This window comes from Nonomuraea sp. NPDC023979 (genome assembly GCF_040639085.1).
Classification (GTDB): domain Bacteria; phylum Actinomycetota; class Actinomycetes; order Streptosporangiales; family Streptosporangiaceae; genus Nonomuraea; species Nonomuraea ceibae.
The window spans coordinates 203,352-225,288 of sequence record NZ_JBEZZG010000013.1 but is presented as its reverse complement, the minus strand read 5'-3'; the positions used below and the strand labels follow the sequence as shown (position 1 = coordinate 225,288).

Annotated in this window: 22 protein-coding genes and 1 pseudogene; 11 read left to right on the top strand and 12 right to left on the bottom strand. The window is 72.7% G+C overall.

Going from position 1 to position 21,937, the window contains the following annotated elements; translation table 11 throughout:
• Positions 1 to 176, bottom strand: a pseudogene (locus tag AB0G11_RS23920) (hypothetical protein); the annotation flags it as partial.
• On the bottom strand, positions 173 to 1,507 hold the full coding sequence (locus tag AB0G11_RS23915) for an ROK family transcriptional regulator (protein WP_357588270.1): 1,335 nt from the start codon (positions 1,505 to 1,507) through the stop codon (positions 173 to 175). The pseudogene AB0G11_RS23920 and the gene AB0G11_RS23915, both read right to left, overlap by 4 nt.
• A gap of 86 nt (positions 1,508 to 1,593) precedes the next feature.
• On the opposite strand from AB0G11_RS23915, the gene AB0G11_RS23910 reads away from it, so the two are divergent.
• From AB0G11_RS23910 to AB0G11_RS23895, 4 genes are all read left to right on the top strand, one after another.
• A complete protein-coding gene (locus AB0G11_RS23910) occupies positions 1,594 to 4,020 on the top strand; it encodes an ATP-binding domain-containing protein (protein WP_308126149.1) in 2,427 nt (808 codons plus the stop codon).
• A gap of 487 nt (positions 4,021 to 4,507) precedes the next feature.
• Entirely contained in the window at positions 4,508 to 6,172 is a 1,665-nt protein-coding gene (gene lnt, locus AB0G11_RS23905; protein ID WP_357588268.1) for an apolipoprotein N-acyltransferase, read from the top strand.
• Between the two features lie 2 nt (positions 6,173 to 6,174).
• The gene (locus tag AB0G11_RS23900; RefSeq protein WP_049576627.1) at positions 6,175 to 6,918 is read left to right on the top strand and encodes a polyprenol monophosphomannose synthase; all 744 of its coding nucleotides are present in this window, start codon (positions 6,175 to 6,177) and stop codon (positions 6,916 to 6,918) included.
• Positions 6,919 to 7,038: 120 nt separating this feature from the next.
• Positions 7,039 to 7,569 (top strand): FxsA family protein, encoded by a 531-nt coding sequence (locus AB0G11_RS23895; protein WP_219517124.1) that lies wholly within the window; start codon positions 7,039 to 7,041, stop codon positions 7,567 to 7,569.
• Between the two features lie 66 nt (positions 7,570 to 7,635).
• Here the strand turns inward: AB0G11_RS23895 and AB0G11_RS23890 are convergent, their stop codons facing one another.
• Positions 7,636 to 7,980, bottom strand: coding sequence for an RNA polymerase-binding protein RbpA (locus AB0G11_RS23890; RefSeq protein WP_043625492.1), 345 nt, complete (start codon positions 7,978 to 7,980; stop codon positions 7,636 to 7,638).
• Positions 7,981 to 8,249: 269 nt separating this feature from the next.
• Here AB0G11_RS23890 and AB0G11_RS23885 point away from each other — a divergent pair, with 269 nt between their 5' ends.
• Positions 8,250 to 8,726, top strand: coding sequence for a helix-turn-helix domain-containing protein (locus AB0G11_RS23885; RefSeq protein ID WP_308126151.1), 477 nt, complete (start codon positions 8,250 to 8,252; stop codon positions 8,724 to 8,726).
• Positions 8,727 to 8,732: 6 nt separating this feature from the next.
• Here the strand turns inward: AB0G11_RS23885 and AB0G11_RS23880 are convergent, their stop codons facing one another.
• From AB0G11_RS23880 to AB0G11_RS23850, 7 genes are read right to left on the bottom strand one after another with little or no spacing between them, the layout of a single operon-like run.
• A complete protein-coding gene (locus tag AB0G11_RS23880) occupies positions 8,733 to 10,169 on the bottom strand; it encodes an MFS transporter (protein ID WP_357588267.1) in 1,437 nt (478 codons plus the stop codon).
• Between the two features lie 9 nt (positions 10,170 to 10,178).
• Positions 10,179 to 10,979, bottom strand: a complete 801-nt coding sequence (locus AB0G11_RS23875; RefSeq protein ID WP_308126152.1) for a glycerophosphodiester phosphodiesterase family protein — start codon at positions 10,977 to 10,979, stop codon at positions 10,179 to 10,181.
• 35 nt (positions 10,980 to 11,014) lie between these two features.
• Positions 11,015 to 11,554, bottom strand: coding sequence for a TrmH family RNA methyltransferase (locus AB0G11_RS23870; protein WP_219517129.1), 540 nt, complete (start codon positions 11,552 to 11,554; stop codon positions 11,015 to 11,017).
• Positions 11,551 to 12,141, bottom strand: coding sequence for a methyltransferase (locus tag AB0G11_RS23865; RefSeq protein ID WP_357588265.1), 591 nt, complete (start codon positions 12,139 to 12,141; stop codon positions 11,551 to 11,553). Before AB0G11_RS23865 ends, AB0G11_RS23870 begins: the two co-directional genes overlap by 4 nt.
• Before the next feature lie 11 nt (positions 12,142 to 12,152).
• On the bottom strand, positions 12,153 to 13,100 hold the full coding sequence (locus AB0G11_RS23860) for a VWA domain-containing protein (protein ID WP_219517133.1): 948 nt from the start codon (positions 13,098 to 13,100) through the stop codon (positions 12,153 to 12,155).
• Complete coding sequence (locus tag AB0G11_RS23855) at positions 13,097 to 14,032, bottom strand: DUF58 domain-containing protein (protein ID WP_308126153.1); 936 nt, start codon at positions 14,030 to 14,032, stop codon at positions 13,097 to 13,099. Before AB0G11_RS23855 ends, AB0G11_RS23860 begins: the two co-directional genes overlap by 4 nt.
• Entirely contained in the window at positions 14,029 to 15,030 is a 1,002-nt protein-coding gene (locus AB0G11_RS23850) for an AAA family ATPase (RefSeq protein WP_219517136.1), read from the bottom strand. Before AB0G11_RS23850 ends, AB0G11_RS23855 begins: the two co-directional genes overlap by 4 nt.
• Positions 15,031 to 15,085: 55 nt before the next feature.
• On the opposite strand from AB0G11_RS23850, the gene AB0G11_RS23845 reads away from it, so the two are divergent.
• Entirely contained in the window at positions 15,086 to 15,856 is a 771-nt protein-coding gene (locus tag AB0G11_RS23845; protein ID WP_357588263.1) for a hypothetical protein, read from the top strand.
• 43 nt (positions 15,857 to 15,899) lie between these two features.
• Positions 15,900 to 16,787 (top strand): DUF2268 domain-containing putative Zn-dependent protease, encoded by an 888-nt coding sequence (locus tag AB0G11_RS23840; RefSeq protein ID WP_219517138.1) that lies wholly within the window; start codon positions 15,900 to 15,902, stop codon positions 16,785 to 16,787.
• Here the strand turns inward: AB0G11_RS23840 and AB0G11_RS23835 are convergent.
• Both AB0G11_RS23835 and AB0G11_RS23830 read right to left on the bottom strand, forming a co-directional pair.
• On the bottom strand, positions 16,757 to 17,395 hold the full coding sequence (locus AB0G11_RS23835; RefSeq protein ID WP_219517140.1) for a response regulator transcription factor: 639 nt from the start codon (positions 17,393 to 17,395) through the stop codon (positions 16,757 to 16,759). The genes AB0G11_RS23840 and AB0G11_RS23835 overlap by 31 nt on opposite strands.
• Positions 17,392 to 18,669: a histidine kinase gene (locus AB0G11_RS23830; protein ID WP_357588261.1), complete on the bottom strand. Its 1,278-nt coding sequence runs from the start codon at positions 18,667 to 18,669 to the stop codon at positions 17,392 to 17,394. Before AB0G11_RS23830 ends, AB0G11_RS23835 begins: the two co-directional genes overlap by 4 nt.
• A gap of 146 nt (positions 18,670 to 18,815) precedes the next feature.
• On the opposite strand from AB0G11_RS23830, the gene AB0G11_RS23825 reads away from it, so the two are divergent.
• From AB0G11_RS23825 to AB0G11_RS23810, 4 genes are all read left to right on the top strand, one after another.
• Positions 18,816 to 19,379: an ATP-dependent Clp protease proteolytic subunit gene (locus tag AB0G11_RS23825; RefSeq protein WP_219517142.1), complete on the top strand. Its 564-nt coding sequence runs from the start codon at positions 18,816 to 18,818 to the stop codon at positions 19,377 to 19,379.
• A gap of 1 nt (position 19,380) precedes the next feature.
• Positions 19,381 to 19,998 (top strand): ATP-dependent Clp protease proteolytic subunit, encoded by a 618-nt coding sequence (locus AB0G11_RS23820; RefSeq protein ID WP_219517144.1) that lies wholly within the window; start codon positions 19,381 to 19,383, stop codon positions 19,996 to 19,998.
• 179 nt (positions 19,999 to 20,177) lie between these two features.
• Positions 20,178 to 20,939 (top strand): TSUP family transporter, encoded by a 762-nt coding sequence (locus tag AB0G11_RS23815; protein WP_357588259.1) that lies wholly within the window; start codon positions 20,178 to 20,180, stop codon positions 20,937 to 20,939.
• Between the two features lie 24 nt (positions 20,940 to 20,963).
• On the top strand, positions 20,964 to 21,935 hold the full coding sequence (locus AB0G11_RS23810) for a YafY family protein (RefSeq protein WP_219517147.1): 972 nt from the start codon (positions 20,964 to 20,966) through the stop codon (positions 21,933 to 21,935).
• Positions 21,936 to 21,937: the final 2 nt, after the last annotated feature.

The window sequence follows — 21,937 nt, the reverse complement described above, 5'->3', positions numbered from 1 at the left end:
CGGCGCGCCATGCCCGCCACCAGCCCGAGCCTGGAGGCGTCCGGGTCCACCAGCGCGATCTCGGTCAGCGGCAGCTCGTCGCGCAGCCGCGCGAACCCGTCGATCAGCTCGGGCGTGTACGTGGAGCCGCCCCCGACAACAGCGAGTCTCAAACCTCGGTCCCTTCCATGGGTCACGATCCGGGCAGCGTGGCGCCGAAGACCTCGTCGCGCACGATCTTCAGAGCCAGGTCAAGTCCGCCGGCCAGCACCGGGTTGCCCGCCACCTCCGACAGGCGGACCAGGGGCTGGGGAATCGTCAGCGCGTGCAGCTCCCGCTCGATCAGCGCCCGCAGCGGCTCGCCGCCCGCCAGCACCACGCCGCCCGTCACCACGATCAGGCCGGGGTCAACCACGGACGTGATGGCCGCCAGGCCCACCGCCAGCCGGGCCGCCACCTCGCGCAACCCCGACGCCGCCCGGGCGCTCTGAGAGCCACGGAGAGCGCTCTCCGTGACGGGGGTGACCAATGAGGCCGTCTCCGCCCCGTCCGTGGCCGTAGCGGCCCTCTGAGCGCCGTCCGGGCCTGTGTGCGTCGGATGTCCGGCCCGGAGATCTTCGAGGGCGGCCGTCCCGTCCGCCTCCAGCCGACGGACGGCGTTCGCCACCGCCTCGCGGAAGTCCGCGCCCTCGACGCCGTGGGCGCGCAGCACCCGCAGGACGGCCGCGCCGCCGGTGAGCGCCTGGTAGCCGTGGTCGCCGTACTGCCCCGCCTCGCGGGCCGTCGGCGCGCCCGGCGCGGGCATGTAGCCGACCTCGCCGGCGCCTCCGGTCGCGCCCCGGTGCATGCGGCCGCCGAGCACGATGGCCGACCCGATGCCCTGGTCGGCCCAGAGCAGCACGAAGTCGGGCGTGCCGCGCGCCGCGCCGTGCGCCTGCTCGGCCACGGCCACCAGGTTGACGTTGTTCTCCACCGACACGGGCACGCCCAGCCCGTCGCTCAGCGCCTTCTCCAGGTCGTCGACGTGCCAGCCGGGCATCTCCTCGGCCGTCGCGTACCCCAGGCGGCCCGTGGAGGGGTCCAGTGCCGCCTGCACGCCGATCACCACCCGCCGGGGCGGCTCGGGCGGCCTCGCCCCCGCGAGGGCCGCGCAGAGCCGGTCGACGAGCTCGTCCGGGGTGGCGGGCGCGGGCACCGCGTGCTCGCCGACGACGGTGCCGGTCAGGTCGGCCACGCGCGCCTCGACGCGGGTGAAGGTCACGTCCAGCGCGGCCGCGTACGCCGCCTCGGGGTTGAGCCGGTAGACCTCGGCCGTACGGCCGGGCAGGCCCTCCCTGATGCCGTCGGGCACCACCAGCCCGGCCTCCTGCAGACGGGAGAGCAGCTGGGAGGCCGTAGGCTTCGACAGACCGGTCAGCGTGCCGATCTCGAGGCGGGTGAGTGGGCCGCGTTCGAGAAGCGCGCGCAGGGCGGCGCGATCGTTGATCGCGCGCAGCAGGCTCGGCGTGCCCGGCACGGGACCGCTCACTGTTACCCCTTCCAGTTAGGAAACTTTCCTAACCGGGGTGAACGTAAAGAGCGAAAGGCCATTCGGTCAAGTGTCGAAATCGACCCGTGACCGTACGAGAGGGAGGGAAAAGCGAAGAGTGGCTCAACAGGCGTGCTAATGTCGTCGTTTGTCGTAACAACAAGCAGAATGGCCCGGAGCGTCCCATTAACCACAATAATGGTCTGGCGGCAACTCGTCAAACAGAGCTCGCCAGGGAGCAGGCGTACGTCACCCGCCTCTACGACCGCCTCGACCTGCTGCGCGAGCGTACCCAGCGGCAGCTCAAGGACGTGCTGGCCATGGGAGCCGTCGGCACGATGCAGAACATGTCGGAGCGTGACTCCTTCGCCGAGATGCACGCCACCCGGCTCGCCCGGCTGTGGGCGGTCGAGCGCGGCCTGGTTTTCGGACGGCTCGATCACCACGCCGAAGGCCGCCTCTACATCGGCAAGCTCGGCCTGACCGACGACGAGCAGGAGCGGCTGCTCATCGACTGGCGGGCGCCCGTCGCCCAGCCCTTCTACCGCGCCACCCCGGCCGCGCCGATGGGCGTCACCCGGCGGCGCCACCTGCAGACCAGGGGCCGCGAGGTCATCGGCGTCGACGACGACCTGCTCGACCTCGACGCGCTCACCGAGGACGACCGCGCCACCCTCAACGGCGAGGCCGCGCTGCTGGCCGCGCTCGACGAGCGGCGCACCGGCCGCATGCGCGACATCGTCGCCACCATCCAGGGCGAGCAGGACCGCGTCATCCGCGCCGACCTCAACGGCGTGCTGGTCGTGCAGGGCGGCCCCGGCACCGGCAAGACCGTCGTCGCGCTGCACCGCGCCGCCTACCTCCTCTACACCCACCGCGAGCGGCTCGAGCGCCGCGGCGTGCTCGTCCTCGGCCCCAACCCGACGTTCCTGCGCTACATCGAGCAGGTGCTGCCCTCGCTGGGCGAGACCGACGTGCTGCTGTCCACCGTCGGCGAGCTCTACCCCGGCGTGACCGCCACCGCCCGCGAGCGGCCCGAGGTGGCCGCCGTCAAGGGCGACGCGCGCATGGCCGAGGTGCTGGCCAAGGCCGTGCGCGAACGCCAGCGCGTCCCGCGCCAGCCGATCGAGCTGAACCTCGGCCGCAACACCCTCACCATCGACCGCGGCATGCTGGAGTCGGCCCGCAACAAGGCGATCCGCTCGCGCCGGCCGCACAACCAGGCCCGCGCCGTGTTCGTCAGGTCGCTGCTCAACGCGCTCGCCCGGCAGCTCGCCAGGAAGATCGGCAAGGGCCTCATCGACGACGACGACCTCGCCGACCTGCGCGAGGACCTGCGCACCGAGCCGGTCGTCCGGTCCGCGCTCAACCGCCTGTGGCCCTACCTGACGCCGCAGCGGCTGCTGCTCGGCCTGTACGGCTCGCCGCAGCGGCTCGCCGAGGCCGCCTCGGCGCTGACGCCGAAGGAGCGGGAGCTGCTGCTGCGCGACGCCTCCCGCGCGGGGGAGTGGACCGAGTCCGACGTGCCGCTGCTCGACGAGGCCGCCGACCTGCTCGGCGAGATCGACGAGCAGGTGCTGCGCGCCTCCGCCCTGCAGGCGGAGGAGGAGCTGGCCGCCGCCCGCCGCGCCGAGGAGCACGAGCGCGAGGCCGAGCTCGCCTACGCCCGCGAGGTCCTGGAGCTGACCGGCCTGTCCGACGTCATGGAGGCCGAGCGCCTCGCCGAACGCCAGCGCGGCGGCGGCCCCTACCTGACCACCGCCGAGCGCGCCGCCGCCGACCGCACCTGGGCCTACGGCCACGTCATCGTCGACGAGGCGCAGGAGCTGTCGCCGATGGCCTGGCGCGCCGTCATGCGGCGCGTCCCCAACCGGTCGATGACGATCGTCGGCGACATCGCCCAGACGGGGTCCGCCGCCGGCGCGCGTTCCTGGAAGGACGTGCTCGACCCGTACGTGGCCGGGCGCTGGCGGCAGGAACGCCTGACCGTCAACTACCGCACGCCCGTCGAGCTGATGGAGGTAGCCGCCCGCGTGCTGGCCACCGTCGGCCCGTCGCTGGAGGCGCCCACCTCCGTCCGCGAGGGCGGCACGCCGCCCTGGTCGGCCCCGCTGTCCGCGCTGCCCGACCTGGTCAGGGCGGAGGCGGCCGAAGGCGGCAAGGTCGCCGTGGTGACCCCCGACGCGCTGCTCGGCGAGCTCGGCGACCTGGTGCGCGAGGCGGTCGAGGGCGCCGTGGTCGTCGCCCCCGGAGCCGGCCGGGCCCGCGGCGCGGCGGCGCTCGACGCGCCCGTCGCCGTCATGGGCGTCGCCGACGCCAAGGGGCTGGAGTTCGACGCGGTCATCGTGGCCGAGCCGGGCCTCATCGCGGCCCAGTCGCCGCGCGGCCCGAGCGACCTGTACGTGGCGCTGACCCGCGCCACGCAACGGCTCGGCGTCGTCGCGGAAGGCCCGCTCCCGCAGGCGCTCAGCGGCTTGCCAACCCGTGCGCAGGCAGCCGCGAATGGGCTTTGACCGGCTCCGGCGCGGGCGGCCACCTGCGAAGACTCGATGTTTCTGCTGATCGGGACACGGTTGACATCTGAGGTGGAGTCGGTAGTTTGCTGCGCAGTCCAGCACGGGACTTGGCCGGTTGGCCGTCTCTGACATCGCCGGATCCTGCGTCCGTGACGGAGCGTGACTTCGTCCACACAGCCAGGTGCAGGGCCGTCGGTCCGTCGAGTCGGGGCACCCCAACCGGGCGGGGGGTTGGACCCGGGACGGGCCCGGGAGCCCAGTAGACAACGGAATTCCGCGCTCGCCGCCGACGAGACGGGTCCGGTCCGAAGGGTTTCCGGGCCCTCTTCCCGTTCCCGTGCACCGGGCCGTCTGCGCGCCGGGTGGTCCCGTCGGCCACGGGATCACCCTGCCGCCCCCGCTTTCCGCCGTGCCGTGATGACCTGAGCGCGCCCGTGGGGCGGTAGCGTTTCCGCAAGCAGGCGATCGGCGAGGGAGACGCGCAGTGGTGCAGGAACGAACGGGCCCACCGTCCACGCCCCCCGCCCCCGTGCCCGCCGGCGACGACGCCGACAGCTCGTCCGACACCGTGGACCGCGCCCCCGGTGAGCCGGGCCCGCCCGCGCCGCCCCGCGCCGGACGCGGGCGCTCGCGGCGCGACGCGGCGATGCGCGCCGCGGTCATGTCCGCCGGGAGCCTGCTGCTCTACCTGGCCTTCCCGCCGCTCGGCTGGTGGCCGTGCGCGCCGCTCGGCCTCGCCCTGATCGCCGCCTCCCTGTACGGCGCCGGGCCCCGCCGCGCCGCCTGGCTCGGCTACCTGGGCGGCCTGGTGTTCCTGTTCCCCGCGCTCGCCTGGGTGCGGACGGTCGGCGACGACGTCTGGCTGATGCTCGTCGGCGTCGAGAGCCTGTTCTACGCCGCGCTGGCCGTGGCCGCCGCGCTGGTGCTCCGGCTCAAGTGGTGGCCGCTGTGGTTCGCCGCGCTGTGGGTGGCGATGGAGTGGCTGCGCGGCCTGGTGCCGATCGGCGGCTTCCCGTGGGCGCGGGTGGCCTTCAGCCAGGGCGAGTCCGTGTTCACCCCGTACGCCGCGCTGGGCGGCGCGCCGCTGGTGTCGTTCGCCGCCACCCTGTGCGGCACGCTGCTCGCGTACGCGGTCCTGCGCCGGCCCGCGCCTGGCCCGAAGGCGGCACTGCGGCGGGTCGCGCCGGTGGCGCTCGCGCTGGCCGTGCCGCTGCTCGGCCTGGCCGTGCCCCGCCCCGGCGACGAGGGCCGCACCGTCAACGTCGGCATCGTGCAGGGCAACGTGCCCGGCCGGGGCATGGACATCTTCGGCGACGAGCCCGCGATCGTGATGAAGAACCACGCCGACGGCACCCGGCGCATCGCCCAGGCCGTCCGCGAGGGCAGGCTGCCCAGGCCCGACATCGTGGTCCTGCCGGAGAACTCCACCGACATCGACCCCTTCCGCGACGCCTACGCGTACCGGACCATCGACGAGTCGGTCAAGGACGTCGGCGTGCCCACGCTGATCGGCGCCGTCGTGGCGATCGGCGACGACCGGCGCGCCACCCGCAGCCTGGTGTGGGACCCGGCCACCGGGCCCGGCGCCCACTACGACAAGCAGCGCCTGGTCCCCTTCGGCGAGTACACGCCGTTCAAGGAGCTCGTGCTGGCCCTGTGGGACCGCGCCGCGCTGGTCGGCAGGCAGTCGGTGGCCGGCACCGTGCCCGGCGACCTCAAGCTCGGGCCGGTCACCGTCGGCGCCGTCAACTGCTACGAGGTGGCCTACGACGACACCGTGCGCGGCACCGTGCGCGCCGGCGGCACCCCGCTCGTCGTGCAGACCAACAACGCCACCTACGCGCAGTCCAACCTGCCGGCGCAGCAGCTCGCCATGTCGCAGTTGCGCGCCGTCGAGCACAACAGGGCCGTGGTGACCGCCGCCACCACCGGGATCTCCGCTTTCGTGACACCGGACGGTAAGGTCTCCTGGCAGACTCGCGAGCTCGTGGCCGACCAGACGGTGGTGACCGTGCCGATACGCACCGAACACACCATCGCCACGAGGGTCGGCGCGCTGCCGGAGTGGGCATTGATGGTGATGGGTGCGGCGGCCGTCGGAGTCGCCGTGTGGCGCAGACGGCGGGACGACCGGATGGGGAACGACTGACGATGGAGACTCTCGGGCGGGTGCTGGTCATCGTCCCGACCTACAACGAGCGCGACAACCTGCCGAGGATCGCCGAGCGGCTGCGGGCCGCGGTGCCCGGCGCGCACCTGCTGGTGGCCGACGACAACAGCCCCGACGGCACCGGCAAGATCGCCGACGAGCTCGCCTCCGGCGACGACCACGTGCACGTCCTGCACCGGCCGGCCAAGCAGGGGCTCGGCGCCGCCTACATCGCCGGGTTCCGCTGGGGGCTGGACGAGGGCTTCGACGTGCTGGTCGAGATGGACGCCGACGGCTCACACCAGCCCGAGGAGCTGCACAAGCTGCTGGAGGCGCTGGCCGACGGCGCCGACCTGGCCATCGGCTCCCGCTACGTGCCGGGCGGCCGCGTGATGAACTGGCCGGCCTCCCGCGAGTTCCTGTCCCGGGGCGCCAACGTCTACACACGGCTCATGCTGGGCCTGCCGGTGCGCGACGCCACCGCCGGCTTCCGCGCCTACCGGGCGGCCACCCTGGAGAAGATCGGGCTGGCCGACGTGGAGTCGCAGGGCTACTGCTTCCAGGTCGACCTCACGCTGCGCGCCGCCCGCCACGGGCTGCGGGTGGCAGAGGTGCCGATCACGTTCGTCGAGCGCACGGTCGGCACCAGCAAGATGAGCGGCCGCGTCATGGGCGAGGCGTTCTGGCGCATCGCCCAGTGGGGCGTCACCGGGCTGCCCGCCCGCATGCGCCGCCGGCGCGGCTGAACGGGCATGGCTGGGCGGGCGTGGCTGAGCGGAAGGCGCCACGCGGCGGCGGGCGCGGAACGCATCGGGGCCGCCGCGCGTTGTCCGTGATGTAGACGTGTGCGGAATCGAGGGCGAACGATGCGGCTTGTGCTATTCCTGGCCTTCCTGCTGGTGCCGGTGCTGGAGATCTGGCTGCTCATCCAGGTGGGCTCCGTCATCGGCGGCTGGCAGACGGTCGGCCTGCTGGTCGCGGCGAGCCTGCTGGGCTCGTGGCTGATCCGGCGCGAGGGCCGCAGGGCGTGGCGCAGCCTCCAGGAGGCGCTGCAGTCGGGGCGGATGCCGGAGCGGGAGCTGGCCGACGGCGGGCTCATCCTGGTGGGCGGCACGCTGCTGCTCACGCCGGGCTTCTTCAGCGACGTGGTCGGCCTGCTGTGCATCCTGCCGATGACCCGGCCGCTGATGCGGCGGCTCGGCGCGTACTTCTTCCAGCGGCGGATCAAGAAGATGGCGGCGGCCTCGCCGTACGCGAACCTCTTCACGGCCGCGCCGGGCGCGGTGCCGGACGGCGACCCGTTCGCCGGCCCCGCGCGCAACGGCCAGCACGCGCAGCACGGGCAGCACGGTGGACCGGGCAAGGTCGTGCACGGCGAGGTCATCCGGGAAGACTGAGGCCGGGGACGCAGACAGAGAAAAACCCCCGGGCCGTCAGCCCGGGGGTTTCACCGTGAGAGGTCGTCAGGCGCTCTTGCGACGCTGGGCCCTCAGGACCGCCAGCCGCTCGTTGAGCACCTCTTCCAGGTCTTCGATGGACCGCCGCTCCAGGAGCATGTCCCAGTGTGTCCGCGGGGGCTTCGTCTTCTTCGATTCCGGCTGCTCGCCGTCGACCCGGACCGCGGTGGCGCCGCACATGCGGCACTCCCAGGTCGCGGGGATCTCGGCCTCGGCGGCAAGCGGAACCTCGAAGCGATGGCCCTTCGGGCAGGTGTAGGACACCTCCTGGCGGGGGGCCAGATCCGTGTTACGGTCGTTCTCGTAGCTGGTTGCCCCGAGCCGGGTGCCACGAAGCGCGCGCTCGCCCATGTTTCAATGCCTCCTACAGGGCCCCCATACGTGGGGGGTCTGTCTCCCACGGTGTGTAACGCTTGGTACCGTGATGGGATTCCCACCTGCGGGGTGATCCAATCGCGCATCGGCCCGGCAGTTGGACGCGGCGTCCATGAAGTCCGGCCGGCGGGCACGGGGTCGAGGCTCCTGCCGCGGCTCCCACCAGCGCCGGTGTCCCCCAGCACGGTGAGTCCTGAAAGTGAACTGGCATGGGTTCACTTCGTCAACGCTCCTATGCTGGGCCCGTGAACAGGTTCGGGGACATGCACTGCTCCATCGCCCAGGCCGTCGGCGTCGTCGCCGAGCCGTGGACTCCGCTCATCCTGCGCGACCTCTTCCTCGGCGTGCGGCGGTTCGACGACCTGGCGGAGGACCTGGGCATCTCGCGCAACCTGCTCACCAGACGGCTGGACCACCTCGTGAGCGCGGGCGTGGTGGAGCGGCAGCCCTACCAGGACCGGCCGCCGCGCCACGAGTACGTGCTGACCGAGGCGGGCCGCGACATCGTGCCGGCGCTCATCACGCTCATGTCCTGGGGCGACCGGTGGGCCACGCCGCCCGGAGGGCCGCCCGCGCTGCTCGTGCACTCCTGCGGCCAGCAGTTCACCCCGGTCGTCACCTGCCCGCACTGCGGCGGCGAGGCCAACGCCGAGACCGTGCTGGCCGTGCGGGGCCCCGGCGCCGCCCAGGGCCCCGGCACGATGGTCCTGGCGGCCCCCTAGCCCCCGCTAGATCTTCGAAGGCACCTCGTTGCCCGCGGCGCGGATGGCCCTGGGCAGGTTGACCAGGGCCAGCAGCACGAAGCCGAGCACGAAGAAGACGATCATCGACAGGATGGCGATGCGGTAGCTGTTGGTGAACTGCAGCGCGAGCGTGATCGTGAGCGAGCCGATGAAGGCCGAGCCCTTGTCGCTGATCTGCAGCAGGCTGAAGTACTCGGCCTCCCGGCCCTTCGGGATGACCTGCGAGAACAGCGAGCGCGACAGCGCCTGGCTGCCGCCCAGCACGATCGCGATCGCGAACGCCATCAGGTAGAACTGCAGCGCCTCGCCCTCCCGCACGAACAGCGCGGCGATCACGATGACCGTCCACACCACCAGGCTGGCCAGCACCGTGTTCTTGGTGCCGAACCGCCGGGCCAGCCGGCCGAGCAGCAGCGCGCCGAAGAACGCCACGAACTGCACCATGAGGATGGCGGTGATCTGCACTTCCTGTTCGAGCTTGAGCGCCTCGGAGGCGAAGGCGGCGCTGTTGCCGATGACGGTCTGGATGCCGTCGTTGTAGACCAGGTACGCCACCAGGAACAGCAGCGTCAGCGGGTAGCGGCGCAGTTCCCTGAGCGTGCGGCCGAGCTGGCGGAAGCTGCCGCCCACGGAGGACAGCGCGGTGTGCTCGTGGGCCGGGACGGGCCGGTTGCGCAGCCGCAGCAGCGGCACGATCGTGAACGTCGCCCACCACAGCCCGGCCGACATCATGGCGATGCGCACCGCGTGCCCCTCCTCCAGGCCGAGGCTCGCGTGGTTGAGGAAGAGCACCAGGTTGAGCGCCAGCAGCAGGCCGCCGCCCAGGTAGCCGATGGCCCACCCGCGCGAGGAGACCCGGTCGCGCTCCTCGGCTGTGGAGATCTGCGGCAGGAACGAGTCGTAGACGACGATGGAGGCGCCGTAGGCCAGGTTGGCGACGACGAACAGCACGCCGCCCAGCAGGTAGCGGTCGCCCTCGACGAAGTACAGGCCCATCGCGGCCAGCGCGCCCGCGTAGGCGAAGGCGCCGAGCATCTCCCGCTTGCGGCCGGTGTGGTCGGCGAGCGCGCCCACGATCGGCAGGAAGACGATCTGCAGCAGCACCGCCGCGGTCGTGATCAGCCCGAAGTACGCGGCCGGGCGGATGTCCATGCCGAGCACGTCCACGTAGCCGAGCCCGGGGCTGGCCGCGGCCAGCTCGTCGAAGGTCTCGACGCAGGTGGCGGCGGCGACCTGCGGGAAGTCCTTGGCGCACGCCGCGGTCTTGGCGACCGGGATCAGGTACGGGCCGAGGAAGACCGAGATGACCGTGGTGTAGAAGGCCGAGTTGGCCCAGTCGTAGAAGTACCAGCCGCGCTGCTCGCGCCTGCGGGCGGCGGGGGAGGCACCGGTGGGGTCCGCGGGGGGTGCGGGTACGGACAAGAGTCGCTCCTAGGCGGCCATGCGGCCGGGATGCCACTGTCCGCGCTCTTCCAGCACGGTGCGCAGCCCGGTGATGTTGTCGGTCATGATGCCGTCGACGCCCAGATCGAGCAGGCGCTCCATCCGCGCGGCGTCGTTGATCGTCCACACGTGCACCTGCATGCCGATGGCGTGCGCCGTACGGACCAGGCTGCGCGTGGTGACGGGCAGCCCGCGGAAGCCGATCGGGACCTGCGCGCACGGGATGCCCGCGCGCACCAGCCGGGCCAGCAGCCGGCCGTAGCCGGAGGTGGAGGCGGCGGCGCGCAGCGCGGCGACGCCGCGCGGGCCGAGCGCCGAGCAGACCTCGCGCCCGATCGCGGCCCGGGCCAGCGCCAGCCGCTCGTCGGAGAACGACGTCAGGCAGACGCGGTCGTAGGCGCCGGTGCGGCGGATCGCCTCGGCCAGCGGCGCGATCGCCGCGGCCTCCTTGACGTCGATGTTGAACCGGATCTCCGGCCAGGTGCCGAGCAGGTCCTCCAGCAGCGGGATCTCGTGCTCGCCGCCGATGCGGGCGCGCCGCACGGCGCTGTAGGGCAGCTCGGCGATGCGGCCGCGCCGGTCGGTCACCCGGTCGAGGGTGTGGTCGTGGAAGGCCAGCAGCACCCCGTCGGCGGTCGCGTGCGCGTCGGTCTCCAGATAGGTGTAGCCGAGCCGCACGGCCCGCTCGAAGGCCGCCGCCGAGTTCTCCGCCCCTTCGGCCGCGCCGCCCCGGTGGGCGAACGCCAGGGGCGCCGGGTGGTCGAGGAAAGCGAAGCGACGGCTGAGCACGACCTGAGTATGCCTTCCGCGAATGAACAACGGGGTTACGAATCGGGGAGATTCTGCCATTCCTGGCGTCGCGCCTCGGCGAGCGCGATGGCGGCGGCGACGGCCACGTTGAACGAGCCGACGCGCCCCACCTGCGGGATGTAGCAGACGCCGTCGGCGGCGTCGAGCAGCGCGGGGGAGCAGCCGTGGTCCTCGCTGCCGACCACCAGGCACACGTCGCGGCCGAGGTCGGCCCTGTGCAGGGGGACGGCCTCGGCCGTCAGCTCGATCGCCAGCACGGTGAAGCCGTCGTCCCTGGCCGCCTTGACCGCCTCGGTCGCGGGCATCGCCTCGTGCCAGGTGACCAGCCGGTCGGTGCCGAGCGCGGTCTTGCCGGCCTTGGGGTTGGTCGGCGGGGTGGCGTTGCCGGCCAGCCAGATCTGGTCGACGCCGAACGCGGCCGCGCTGCGGAAGATCGAGCCCACGTTGAACGGGCCGGTGACCGACTCCAGGATCAGCCCCAGGCGGTTGCCGGTGTTGCGGCGCCAGGTGCGGTTGAGCCGCTTGACGTCGGTGGGGCGCAGCTGCCTTCTCATCGTTGCACCTTCAGGATTCGGTAGGCGGCCCGGGAGGCCTCGCGGGAGGCCTGCCAGCCCTGCTCGCCGAGCCAGCGCTGCAGGGAGTCGGAGCCGAGGTGTTTCTGGACGACCAGGTAGGCGGCGCCGCCGGGAGCCAGCCGGGACAGCCACCTGGTGAGCATCTCGTGCAGCGCCGCCTTGCCGATGCGGATGGCGGGGTTGGACCAGATCGCCTGGAACGTCACGTCGTCCGGCATCTCGTCGGCGTGCACGGGCCGTACTTTGTAAAGGCGCGCGGCCTGGGCGTTGCGCTCGGTGAGCTCCAGGCTGCGCCGGTTCACGTCGACGGCCCACACCGTCGCCCCGGGCGCCCGCGAGGCCATCGTCAGCGCGATCGGGCCGTAGCCGCAGCCCAGGTCGAGCAGGTCGCCCTCCTGGGGTGGCGGCGGGACCGTCTCCAGCAGGATGCGCGTGCCGGCGTCGACCCGCTCCGGCGAGAACACGCCCCTGTCGGTCTCCAGCCGCAGGTGCAGGTCGGGCAGCACCAGGTCGACGGAGCCGGGCTTGCTGGCGGTCTCGGGACGCTCGGAGAAGTAGTGGGCCACGTGGGGAAACGTTACGGGATCCGGGTGCCGAACAAGACCGCGGCGCCCGCGACCAGCAGGCCGAGGACGAGCGCGGCGACGATGAACTGCTGGGTGATCTCCTGCTTGACCAGCTTGTAGCCGAGCGAGGTGCCGATCTGCTCGTAGACCTCGCGCAGCTCGCTGCCGGACTCGGCCGTGTAGGCGCGCCCGCCGGTGCCGTCGGAGAGCTGCTGGAGCGTCTGCTTGTTGACGGGCACGTTGACGGGCCTGCCGTCGATGGAGACGGTGCCCTCCTGGGTGCCGTAGGCGATGGTGGAGACCGGGATGTGCGCCTGCGTGGCGGCGTCGGTGGCCTCCTTGACCGAGCGGCCCGAGGTGTTGTCGCCGTCGGACAGCAGCACGATCGCGGCGGGCGGCGGGTCGGTGGCGGCGTCCTGGTCGAAGGAGCGCACCGATTCGAGCGAGTTGAACACCGCCTCGCCGATCGCGGTGCCGGGCCGGGTGGACAGGTTGCCGATCGCGGTCACCACGGCGCCGTGGTCGGTGGTGGGGGAGATCAGCACGTTGGCGGAGCGGGCGAAGGCGACGACGCCGACGTTGAACCGGTCGGGCAGCTCGCGGACGAACGACTGGGCGGCGGACTTGGCGGCGGTGATCCGGTTGGGGTCGACGTCGCCGGCCTCCATGGACAGCGACACGTCCAGGGCGATCATGATGGTGGCCCGGTCGCGCGGCACCCGTACCTCGTCGGCGGGGCGGGCCGCGCCGAGGACGAGCAGCGACATCATGACGAGGAACAGCGCGGGCGGCACGTGCCTGCGCCAGCCGGGGCCGGCGGGGGCGACCAGGTTGAGCAGCGCCAGGTTCGTGAAGCGGACGGTGTAGCGGCGGCGGAAGAACTGCGCGGCCACGTAGCCGGCGGCCAGCAGCAGCACCAGCACCGACAGCCAGAGCCAGGCCGGCGACAGAAAAGTCACGGGGTCACCTTCCGGTGTGCCAGGTGGCGGGTGCGCCGCTGGCGCAGGACGAACTGCGCGACGTCGAACACCCAGTCGCGGTCGGTGCGCAGCACCAGGTGGGCGACGCCGGCGCGGCGCAGGGCGGCGCGGGTGCCCTCCCGTTGCAGCGCCGCGGCCTCGGCGTAGGCGCGGCGTACTTTGGGCGAAAGGTGCACTTCGCGTACGTGCCCGGTCTCGGGGTCGGCGAACGCGACGCGGCCCACGTCGGGGAGTTCGAGCTCGCGCGGGTCGACGATCTCCACAGCCAGCACCTGGTGGCGGGCGGACAGACGGCGGATGGGGCGCTCCCAGGGGCGTTCGGCGTCGGGGTCGAGGGAGGGGCGGGCGTCGAGGAAGTCGGAGACGATCACGCGCATGCCGCGCCGCCGCCGGGTGGCCGCCAGCACGTCGATGCCCTCGGCCAGGTCGGGCGCGTCGGGGACGGCGCGGCCGCGCGGGGCGTCCATGAGCGCGGACAGCAGGCCGTACAGGGCGGGGCGGCCGGTGCGGGCGGGCATGCGGTGGATGAACTCGTCGTGGATGACCAGGGCGCCGAAGCGGTCGCCCATCCGGCTGGACAGGAAGCCGAGCGCGCCGACGGCGGCCACGACCAGGTCGCGCTTGTCGGTGTCGGCGGTGCCGAAGTCCATGCTGGGCGACAGGTCGGCCAGCGCCCACGTCTCCAGCTCGCGGTCGGCGACCAGGTCGCGCACGTGCGGCACGGTCGTGCGGGCGGTGACGGCCCAGTCCATGCGGCGCACGTCGTCCTCGCCCGGCACGTAGACGCGGCTGTCGCCGGCCTCGCTGCCGGTGCCGGGCAGCAGGCCCTGGTGGGCGCCGTGCAGGAGCCCGTCCAGGCGCCGGGTGACGACCAGCTCCAGCTTGCGCAGGGCCTGTTCGGCGGTGCTCACCGGTTCTGGTTCCACACGACGAGGGGCGGCGGGACGGCGTGCAGGATCTGGCGGACGACCTGCTCGGGGTCGACGCCGTCGGCCAGCGCGTCGAAGGTGAGCATCAGCCGGTGCGCCATCACGTCCACGGCCACGTCGCGCACGTCGTCGGGCAGCAGGTAGTCGCGGCCGCGCAGCACGGCCAGGGCGCGGCCGGCGGAGACCAGGCCGAGGGTGGCGCGCGGGCTGACGCCGATCTCGATCGTCTCGGCCAGGTCGGCCAGGCCGTAGTCGGAGGGGGCGCGGGTCGACATGACGAGGCGGACCACGTAGTCGGCGACGAGCTGGTGGACCGAGACGTTCTCGGCGGCCTCCTGGAGCGCCAGCAGCCGCTGCGGGTCGAGGACGCGGTCGGGGGCGGGCGGGGTGACGCTCATCCGGTGCAGGATCTCCAGCTCCTCGTGCGCGGTCGGGTGCGGCACCCGTACGCGGAACAGGAAGCGGTCGCGCTGGACCTCGGGCAGGGGGTAGACGCCCTCGGACTCGATCGGGTTCTGGGTGGCCAGCACGATGAAGGGGCGGGGCAGCGGGTGGGTGACGCCGGCGAGCGTGACCTGGCGTTCGGCCATGACCTCCAGCAGCGCCGACTGCACCTTGGCGGGGGCGCGGTTGATCTCGTCGGCGAGCAGGAAGTTGACGAACACCGGGCCGAGCTCGACGTCGAACTTCTCGTTGGACGGGTGGAAGACGCGGGTGCCGACGATGTCGCTGGGCACCAGGTCGGGGGTGAACTGGATACGGGCGAACGTGCCGCCCACGACGGTGGCCAGGGTGGAGGCGGCGAGGGTCTTGGCGACGCCCGGAACCCCTTCCAGCAGGCAGTGGCCGCGTGCCAGCAGGGCCACGACCAGTCTCTCGACCATGTGCTCCTGGCCGACGATGACCCGCCGGACCTCGTCGAGGGCCTGACGCAGCACCGCCGCGTCCGTTCCGCCTGGCTGCTCTTCGGCGTCGCTCATGACGCTATTCCACCAAAGGCGCCGCAAACGTGCACGACGCCACGTCTGTGCTTTCATGGCAGATGTGGCAAGTCCGCTTCAGTTCGGTGATCCGCCACGGCTCGGGCCGTTCGTGGTGCAGGCCCGCCTGCACGCGGCCCCGGCCGGTTTCGTCTATCTGGGGCAGGGGCCTGACGGGCGCGCGGTCTCCCTGGCCGTGCTGACGCGCGGGGCGGCGTTCGACGCGGCGGCGCGCGAGCGGTTCGTGACCGCCGTGCGCGAGGCCGCGCCCGCCGAGCAGGCGGGCGTGCGCGGCTGGCTCGGGCGCGCCGGCAGGTCGCGGTCCGCGGTGGTCGACGACGCGCCCGCGGTGCTGGGCATGAACACCGGGCGGGCGCCCTGGGTGGCGGTGCCGTACGCGCCGGGCAAGGCGGGGGCCGAGCGGTTCCTGGAGCCGGTCATGGTGGGCGGCACGCTGATCGGGCAGGCGCACGGCCCGGACTTCGTCCCGTACTGGCTGACCGACCGCGCGCCCGCGCTGGCCCCGCCGGTACGCAAGCGGCCGCTGACCGAGACGCGCAAGCGGGTGCTGATGGCGGCGCTGGCGGTGCTCGTGCTGCTTCTGCTGATGACGGTGATCGCGCTGCTCATGCTGGTGCGTTCCGACAACAGCGACCCGATGCCGCGCCAGCTCCCGCCGACGCAGTTCCTGCCGAGCCCGCCGCCGACGCCGGCCACGCCGGAGCCGCAGCGGCCGAGCCCGTCGCCGACGCCGGAGCCGACGCGCAGCGGCGAGACGCCCGGCCGTTCGCCGGGGGAGGGCGATCCGGAGAACCGGCAGCTCTGATCGATTTGAGCCTGACGTCGCGTGAGGCTCTAGCGTCAGCGCCATGAAGTTCATCGTTCACGACACGGTCTCGGCGATGGCCGGGATGCTGAAGGGGCCGCGGGAGAAGCGGCCCGACGCGCTGCGCGAGATGCTGGCGCCGATGTGGGCGGCCTCGCGCGTGCCCGTGCCGGCCGACCTCGTCGACATGCACCACCAGGCCGGCGGGTTCCGGGCGGACGCCGACGATCCGCGCTACCTGGAGGCGCTGGAGAGGCTGGCCCGGCAGGACGTGCTGGGGCAGATCGAGCGGGAGCTGGAGCGGGCCTCCGAGGCGCTGGGACACCTGGAGCAGGAGGAGCGGATCCAGGTGATGTTCGTGCTCGGCGATCCGGACAACGACCATCTGATGAGGGTGGCCGCCGGCTACTACGGGATGGGCGGCATCCCCGGGTGGCTCTACCTGCTGGCGTGGCCCACCGACGAGGTCATCGGGCGGATCGGGCATCTGGCGGTGCACGAGTTCCACCACGCGGTGCGTTTCACCACGGTCGAGTGGCACCCGGTCGAGGTGACGGTCGGCGAGCACGTGATCAGCGAGGGGCTGGCCGAGGCGTTCGTGCGGGAGCTGTCGGGGGCCGAGGCGATGGGGCCGTGGTCGTCGATGGTGACGGGGGAGGAGTACGAGCGCGCGCGGACGAAGATCATGGCCGACTTCGAGCTGGCGGGCATGCAGCACACCTCCGCGTACGTGCTGGGCGACAGCGCCATGCGGCTGTTCGGCCAGGAGCCGCGCGGCATTCCGGATATGGCGGGATATTCGGTGGGGTTGTCGCTGGTGGACGAGATCATCGAGGCCACCGGCATGACCGCCGCCCAGCTCAGCGGCCTGCCTGTCGCCGAGCTCATGCGGCTGCGCGCTCAGCGCGGCGAGACGAAGCCCGACTCGTAGGCGGCGATGACCGCCTGGGTGCGGTCACGGGCGCCCAGCTTGGCGAGCACGTTGCCGACGTGCGTCTTGACCGTCTCCGGGCTGACGGTCAGCTCGGCGGCGATCTCGCCGTTGGACAGGCCCTTGGCCATCAGCCGCAGCACGTCCCCCTCCCGGCCGGTCAGCCTGCCGATCCCGGGCACCTCGGTGACCGGGCGGCGACCGGCCAGCGCGCGGATGGCGGCCGGGAACAGCAGCGTCTCCCCGGCCGCCACCAGCTTGACCGCGCGCACCAGCTCGTCCGGCCTGGTCCGCTTCAGCAGGAACCCGTCCGCGCCCGCCCGCAGCGCGTCGTAGACGTAGTCGTCGTTCTCGAACGTCGTCACCACCAGCACCTTCGGCGGGTCGTCCAGCGCCACCAGCCGCCGCGTGGCCTGGATGCCGTCGACGTCCGGCATCCGCACGTCCATCAGCACCACGTCGGGCCGCTCCCGGCGCACCACCGGCAGCACCGCGGCACCGTCGGCGGCCTCCCCGACCACGCTCAGCTCCGGCTCGGAGTCGAGGATGACGCGCAGCCCCGCGCGGATGAGGTCCTCGTCGTCGGCGATCACGACCCTGATAGTCATGGATGCGACCGTAGCGGCAGCCGCACCCGGACGTGCCAGCCGCCCTCCCGCGGCCCCGCGTCCATCTCGCCGCCGAGCAGCCGCACCCGCTCCCGCATCCCGGTCACCCCCCTGCCGCCGCCTCCGGGCCTGCCCCGGCCCGGCTCGCCGCCGGTCCGGTTGACGACCTCCAGGTGCAGCGCGTGCTCCCGCACGCCGACCGTGACGTCCACGGGCGGGCGGCCGTGCTTGATGGCGTTGGTCAGCGCCTCCTGGACGATCCGGTACGCCTCCCGGGACACCGATCCGGGGACCGCGGCCAGGTCGCCCGCCTCCAGCCGCACCGGCACCCCCGCCCCGGCCACCAGCTCGGGCAGCCGCGCCAACGTGGCCGCGGGCTCCCTGCTCCGGCCGGGGTCGTCGGCGCCCTGGTCGCGGTCGTCGGTGGGCCGGTCGTTCACGGGCCGGTCGCTCGCGGGGTGGTCGTCCTCGCGAAGGAGGCCGAGGACGTGGTCGAGGTCCTCCAGGGCGGAGCGGGCCGACTGCTCGATGGCCGACAGGGCCGTACGCGCCAGGGCGGGGTCGCGGTCGAGGACGCGGCCGGCCGCGGCCGCCTGCAACGTGACCACGCTCAGCGCGTGCCCCACCGAGTCGTGCAGCTCGCGGGCCAGCCGGTTGCGCTGGGCCAGCGTACGGGCGTGCTCCTCGGCGGCGGCCAGCCGTTCGGCGGGGGTCGGGCCGAGCAGCGGGGGCGCCAGGCGGGCCAGCAGCGCCGCCGACCAGTGGACGAGCAGCACGAGCGGCACCAGCAGCGCCACCCCGGCGGCGGCCCAGCCGACCGCCTGCCACCCGCCGTCGACGCGGTAGCCGAGCATGTCCGGGGCGCCGCCGACGAACGGCAGCGCCAGCGAGACCACCGTGAACGGCACGACCGCGAGCGTGAAGCCGCTGGCGAGCCCGCCGACGGCCAGGTGCATCGTGTACCAGGCGGCCGTGCGCCGCCGCTCCTGCCAGGACCGCCGCGCCCCCGGCACCCCCGGCTCGACCCGGACGCCCAGCAGGCCCTCGGCCGCGCTGATCTCCAGCGAGCGCACCGGCAGGAACAGCCCGGTGAGCGCCACGACGGGCAGCACCGCGGCGAAGACGCCGATCTGGGTGGGGAGCAGCACGCTGGCGGTCTGGTCGCCGCGCAGGATGCCGGAGACCAGCACGCCGACCATCATGTACGGCATCAGCAGGGCCCCGCCCAGGATCAGGCACGACCAGCGCCGGGCCAGCGATCGGTTCCATCTCACATCGGCGATTGTATGTCGACCTATATTCGCTCTCGGTGGAATGCGCTTTTAGAGAAATGCGCCGCCAGCGAAAAGATTCCTTAATTCGCGAAGACCGGGTCTAACGTCGTCAATGTAAAACGGCACCACCAGAAAGGGCGAAGCCCATGACGGAGACTCTGCGCGCACAGTGGCCTGACCAGCTCAATCAGCGCCTGCTCAAGGAGCGCATCCTCGTTCTCGGCCAGGAGGTCGACGACGACATTTGCAACCGGCTGTGCGGTGAGCTGCTATTGCTGGCAGCCGAGGATCCGACCCGCGACATTACGCTTTACATCAATTCGCCGGGCGGTTCGGTGAGTGCCGGGATGGCGCTCTACGACATGATGCAGTTCGTGCCGTGCGACGTGGCGACGGTCGCGATGGGGTTCGCCGCGTCCATGGGGCAGCTCCTGCTCTGCGCCGGCGCGCCCGGCAAGCGCTACGCGCTGCCCAACTCACGCGTCGTCATGCACCAGCCGCTCGGCGGCATCGGAGGCTCGGCCGCCGACATCCAGATCCAGGCCGAGAACATGCTCCACACCAAGCGGCGGATGGCCGAGATCATCGCCCACCACACGGGCCAGCCGCTGGAGCGCATCCAGGCCGATTCCGACCGCGACCGCTGGTTCACCGCCCGGGAAGCCCTGGAGTACGGCTTCGTCGACCACATCGCCGAAGGGACCAACTGACATGAGCGGACGCTACGTGCTGCCCTCGTTCACCGAGCGCACCTCCTACGGGGTCAAGGAGCTCAACCCGTACAACAAGCTCTTCGAGGACCGGATCATCTTCATCGGCACGCCGATCGACGACACCTCCGCCAACGACGTGATGGCGCAGCTCCTGACGCTCGAGTCGATCGACCCCGACCGGGACATCAACATGTACATCAACTCGCCGGGCGGGTCGTTCACCGCCATGGCGGCCATCTACGACACCATGCAGTTCGTCCGGCCGGAGATCCAGACGGTCTGCATCGGCGAGGCCGCCTCCGCGGCGGCCGTCCTGCTCGCCGCCGGCGCCCCCGGCAAGCGCGCCGCGCTGCCGCACGCCCGGGTCCTGCTCCACCAGCCCGCCACCGAGGGCGGCCGGGGCCAGGGCAGCGACCTGGAGATCCACGCCCGCGAGATCCTGCGCATGCGTGACCAGCAGGAGGAGATCCTGGCCCGCCACACCGGGCGCGGCCCCCTGGAAATCAGGAAGGACATCGAGCGCGACCGCATCTTCACCGCCGAGCAGGCGCGCACCTACCGGCTCATCGACGACATCTTCGCCTCCCGCAAACGCACCCTCACCCCGGCCCGCTAGCCGGCCTTCCGGGGATCGCCCCCGTCCTGGGCGCGGCCGGGGCGGGGGCCTCTCCGGCCCATCGCGCCCCGCAGGAGGCGGCGCGGCGTTGGGGCAGTGTCCGGTGATTGGCGTGTAACGCCTGCCCTATACCCTTTTGAGGGCCCTTTTTGGGGTTTATCGGGGGAGCGGGGAGTCGGGTGTCGCTGGAACAGGTTCTGCTCCTGCTCGTCGCGGCGGCCGGCGCCGGCTGGGTGGACGCGGTGGTGGGCGGCGGCGGGCTCCTGCAGTTGCCGGCGCTGATGGTGACCGGCATCTCGCCGGTGCAGGCGATGGCCACGAACAAGTTCTCCTCCGTGTTCGGCACCGCCTCGGCCGCCGTCACGTACGCGCTCACCACGAAGTTCGACCGGGAGGTGGCGCTGCCGGGGGCGGCGCTCGCGGTGCTGAGCGCCGGGCTGGGCGCGTCGGCGGCGGCGGCGATCAGCGCGGAGGTGCTGCGGCCGGCGGTGATGGTGATCCTGCTCGGCGTGGCGGCGTTCGTGACGTTGCGGCCGGCGCTCGGCGCCACCGGGCAGCCGCAGTTGCGCACCCGGCGCCGGGTGGTGCTCGCGGTGGGCGTGGCGGGGCTGGGGATCGCGTTCTACGACGGGATCATGGGCCCGGGCACGGGGACGTTCCTGATCATCGCGTTCACCACGATCATCGGGCTGGACTTCGTGTCGGCGTCCGCCTCGGCCAAGATCATCAATACCGGGACGAACCTGGGGGCGCTGCTGGTGTTCGGCTGGCAGGGGCACGTGCTGTGGGGGCTCGGCCTGGGCATGGCGGCGTGCAACATCGCCGGGGCGCAGGTCGGAGCGCGGATGGCCATCCGGCGCGGTGCCGGGTTCGTGCGGATCATCCTGCTGTGCGTGGTGGTCGCGATGGTGGCCAGGCTCGGCTGGCAGCAGTTCGCATAACGGACGCGTCCCTACAATGGCGGCATGCGCGCGAGCCGTCTGTTGTCGCTACTGCTGCTGTTGCAGACGCGCGGCCGCATGACGGCGACCGAACTGTCGGCGGAGCTGGAGGTCTCGGTCCGTACGGTGTACCGCGACGTGGAGGCGCTGTCGGCGGCCGGGGTGCCGGTCTACGCCGACCGCGGCCCGGCGGGCGGCTACCAGCTGCTCGACGGCTACCGCACCCGGCTCAACGGGCTGACCGCGGAGGAGGCGTCGTCGCTGTTCCTGGCAGGGCTGCCGGGGCCCGCGGCCGAGCTGGGGCTGGCCGAGGTGGCGGCGAACGCCGAGCTGAAGCTCCTGGCCGCGCTGCCGCCCGAGCCGCGCTCGCACGCCTCGCGGATGCGCGAGCGGTTCCTGCTGGACGTGCCCGGCTGGTACCGCGGCGCCGACGACGTGCCGCACCTGACCGAGGTGTCGGAGGCGGTGTGGGATCAGCGCCCGCTGCGGATGACCTACCGGCGGTGGGGGCAGCAGGTGGTCGAGCGGCTGGTGCACCCGTACGGGCTGGTGCTCAAGGGCGGCACCTGGTACATGGTCGCGGCGCCGCCCGGCGGCAGCCCGCGCACGTACCGGGTGTCGCGGGTGCTGACGGCCGAGACGGCGCCCGGGCGCTTCGAGCGGCCCGAGGGGTTCGACCTGGCAGAGTTCTGGCAGGCGTACGCGGCCGAGTTCCGGCAGCGCATGTACACCGCCGAGGCGGTGATCAGGCTGGCGCCCGGCATGGAGGACATGCTGGCGTACACGATGGGCGCCGAGGTGGTCACGGCGGCGCTGGAGGCGGGCGGCGAGCCCGACGCCGAAGGGTGGCGCACGCTGACCGTGCCCATCGAGTCGATCAGGCACGCCCGCTGGCTGCTGCTGCGCATGGGCGCGGACGTGGAGGTGCTCGGCCCGCCCGAACTGCGCGTCCTCATGGCGGAGGCGGTCACGGCCCTCGGAAAAATGTACGGATAATC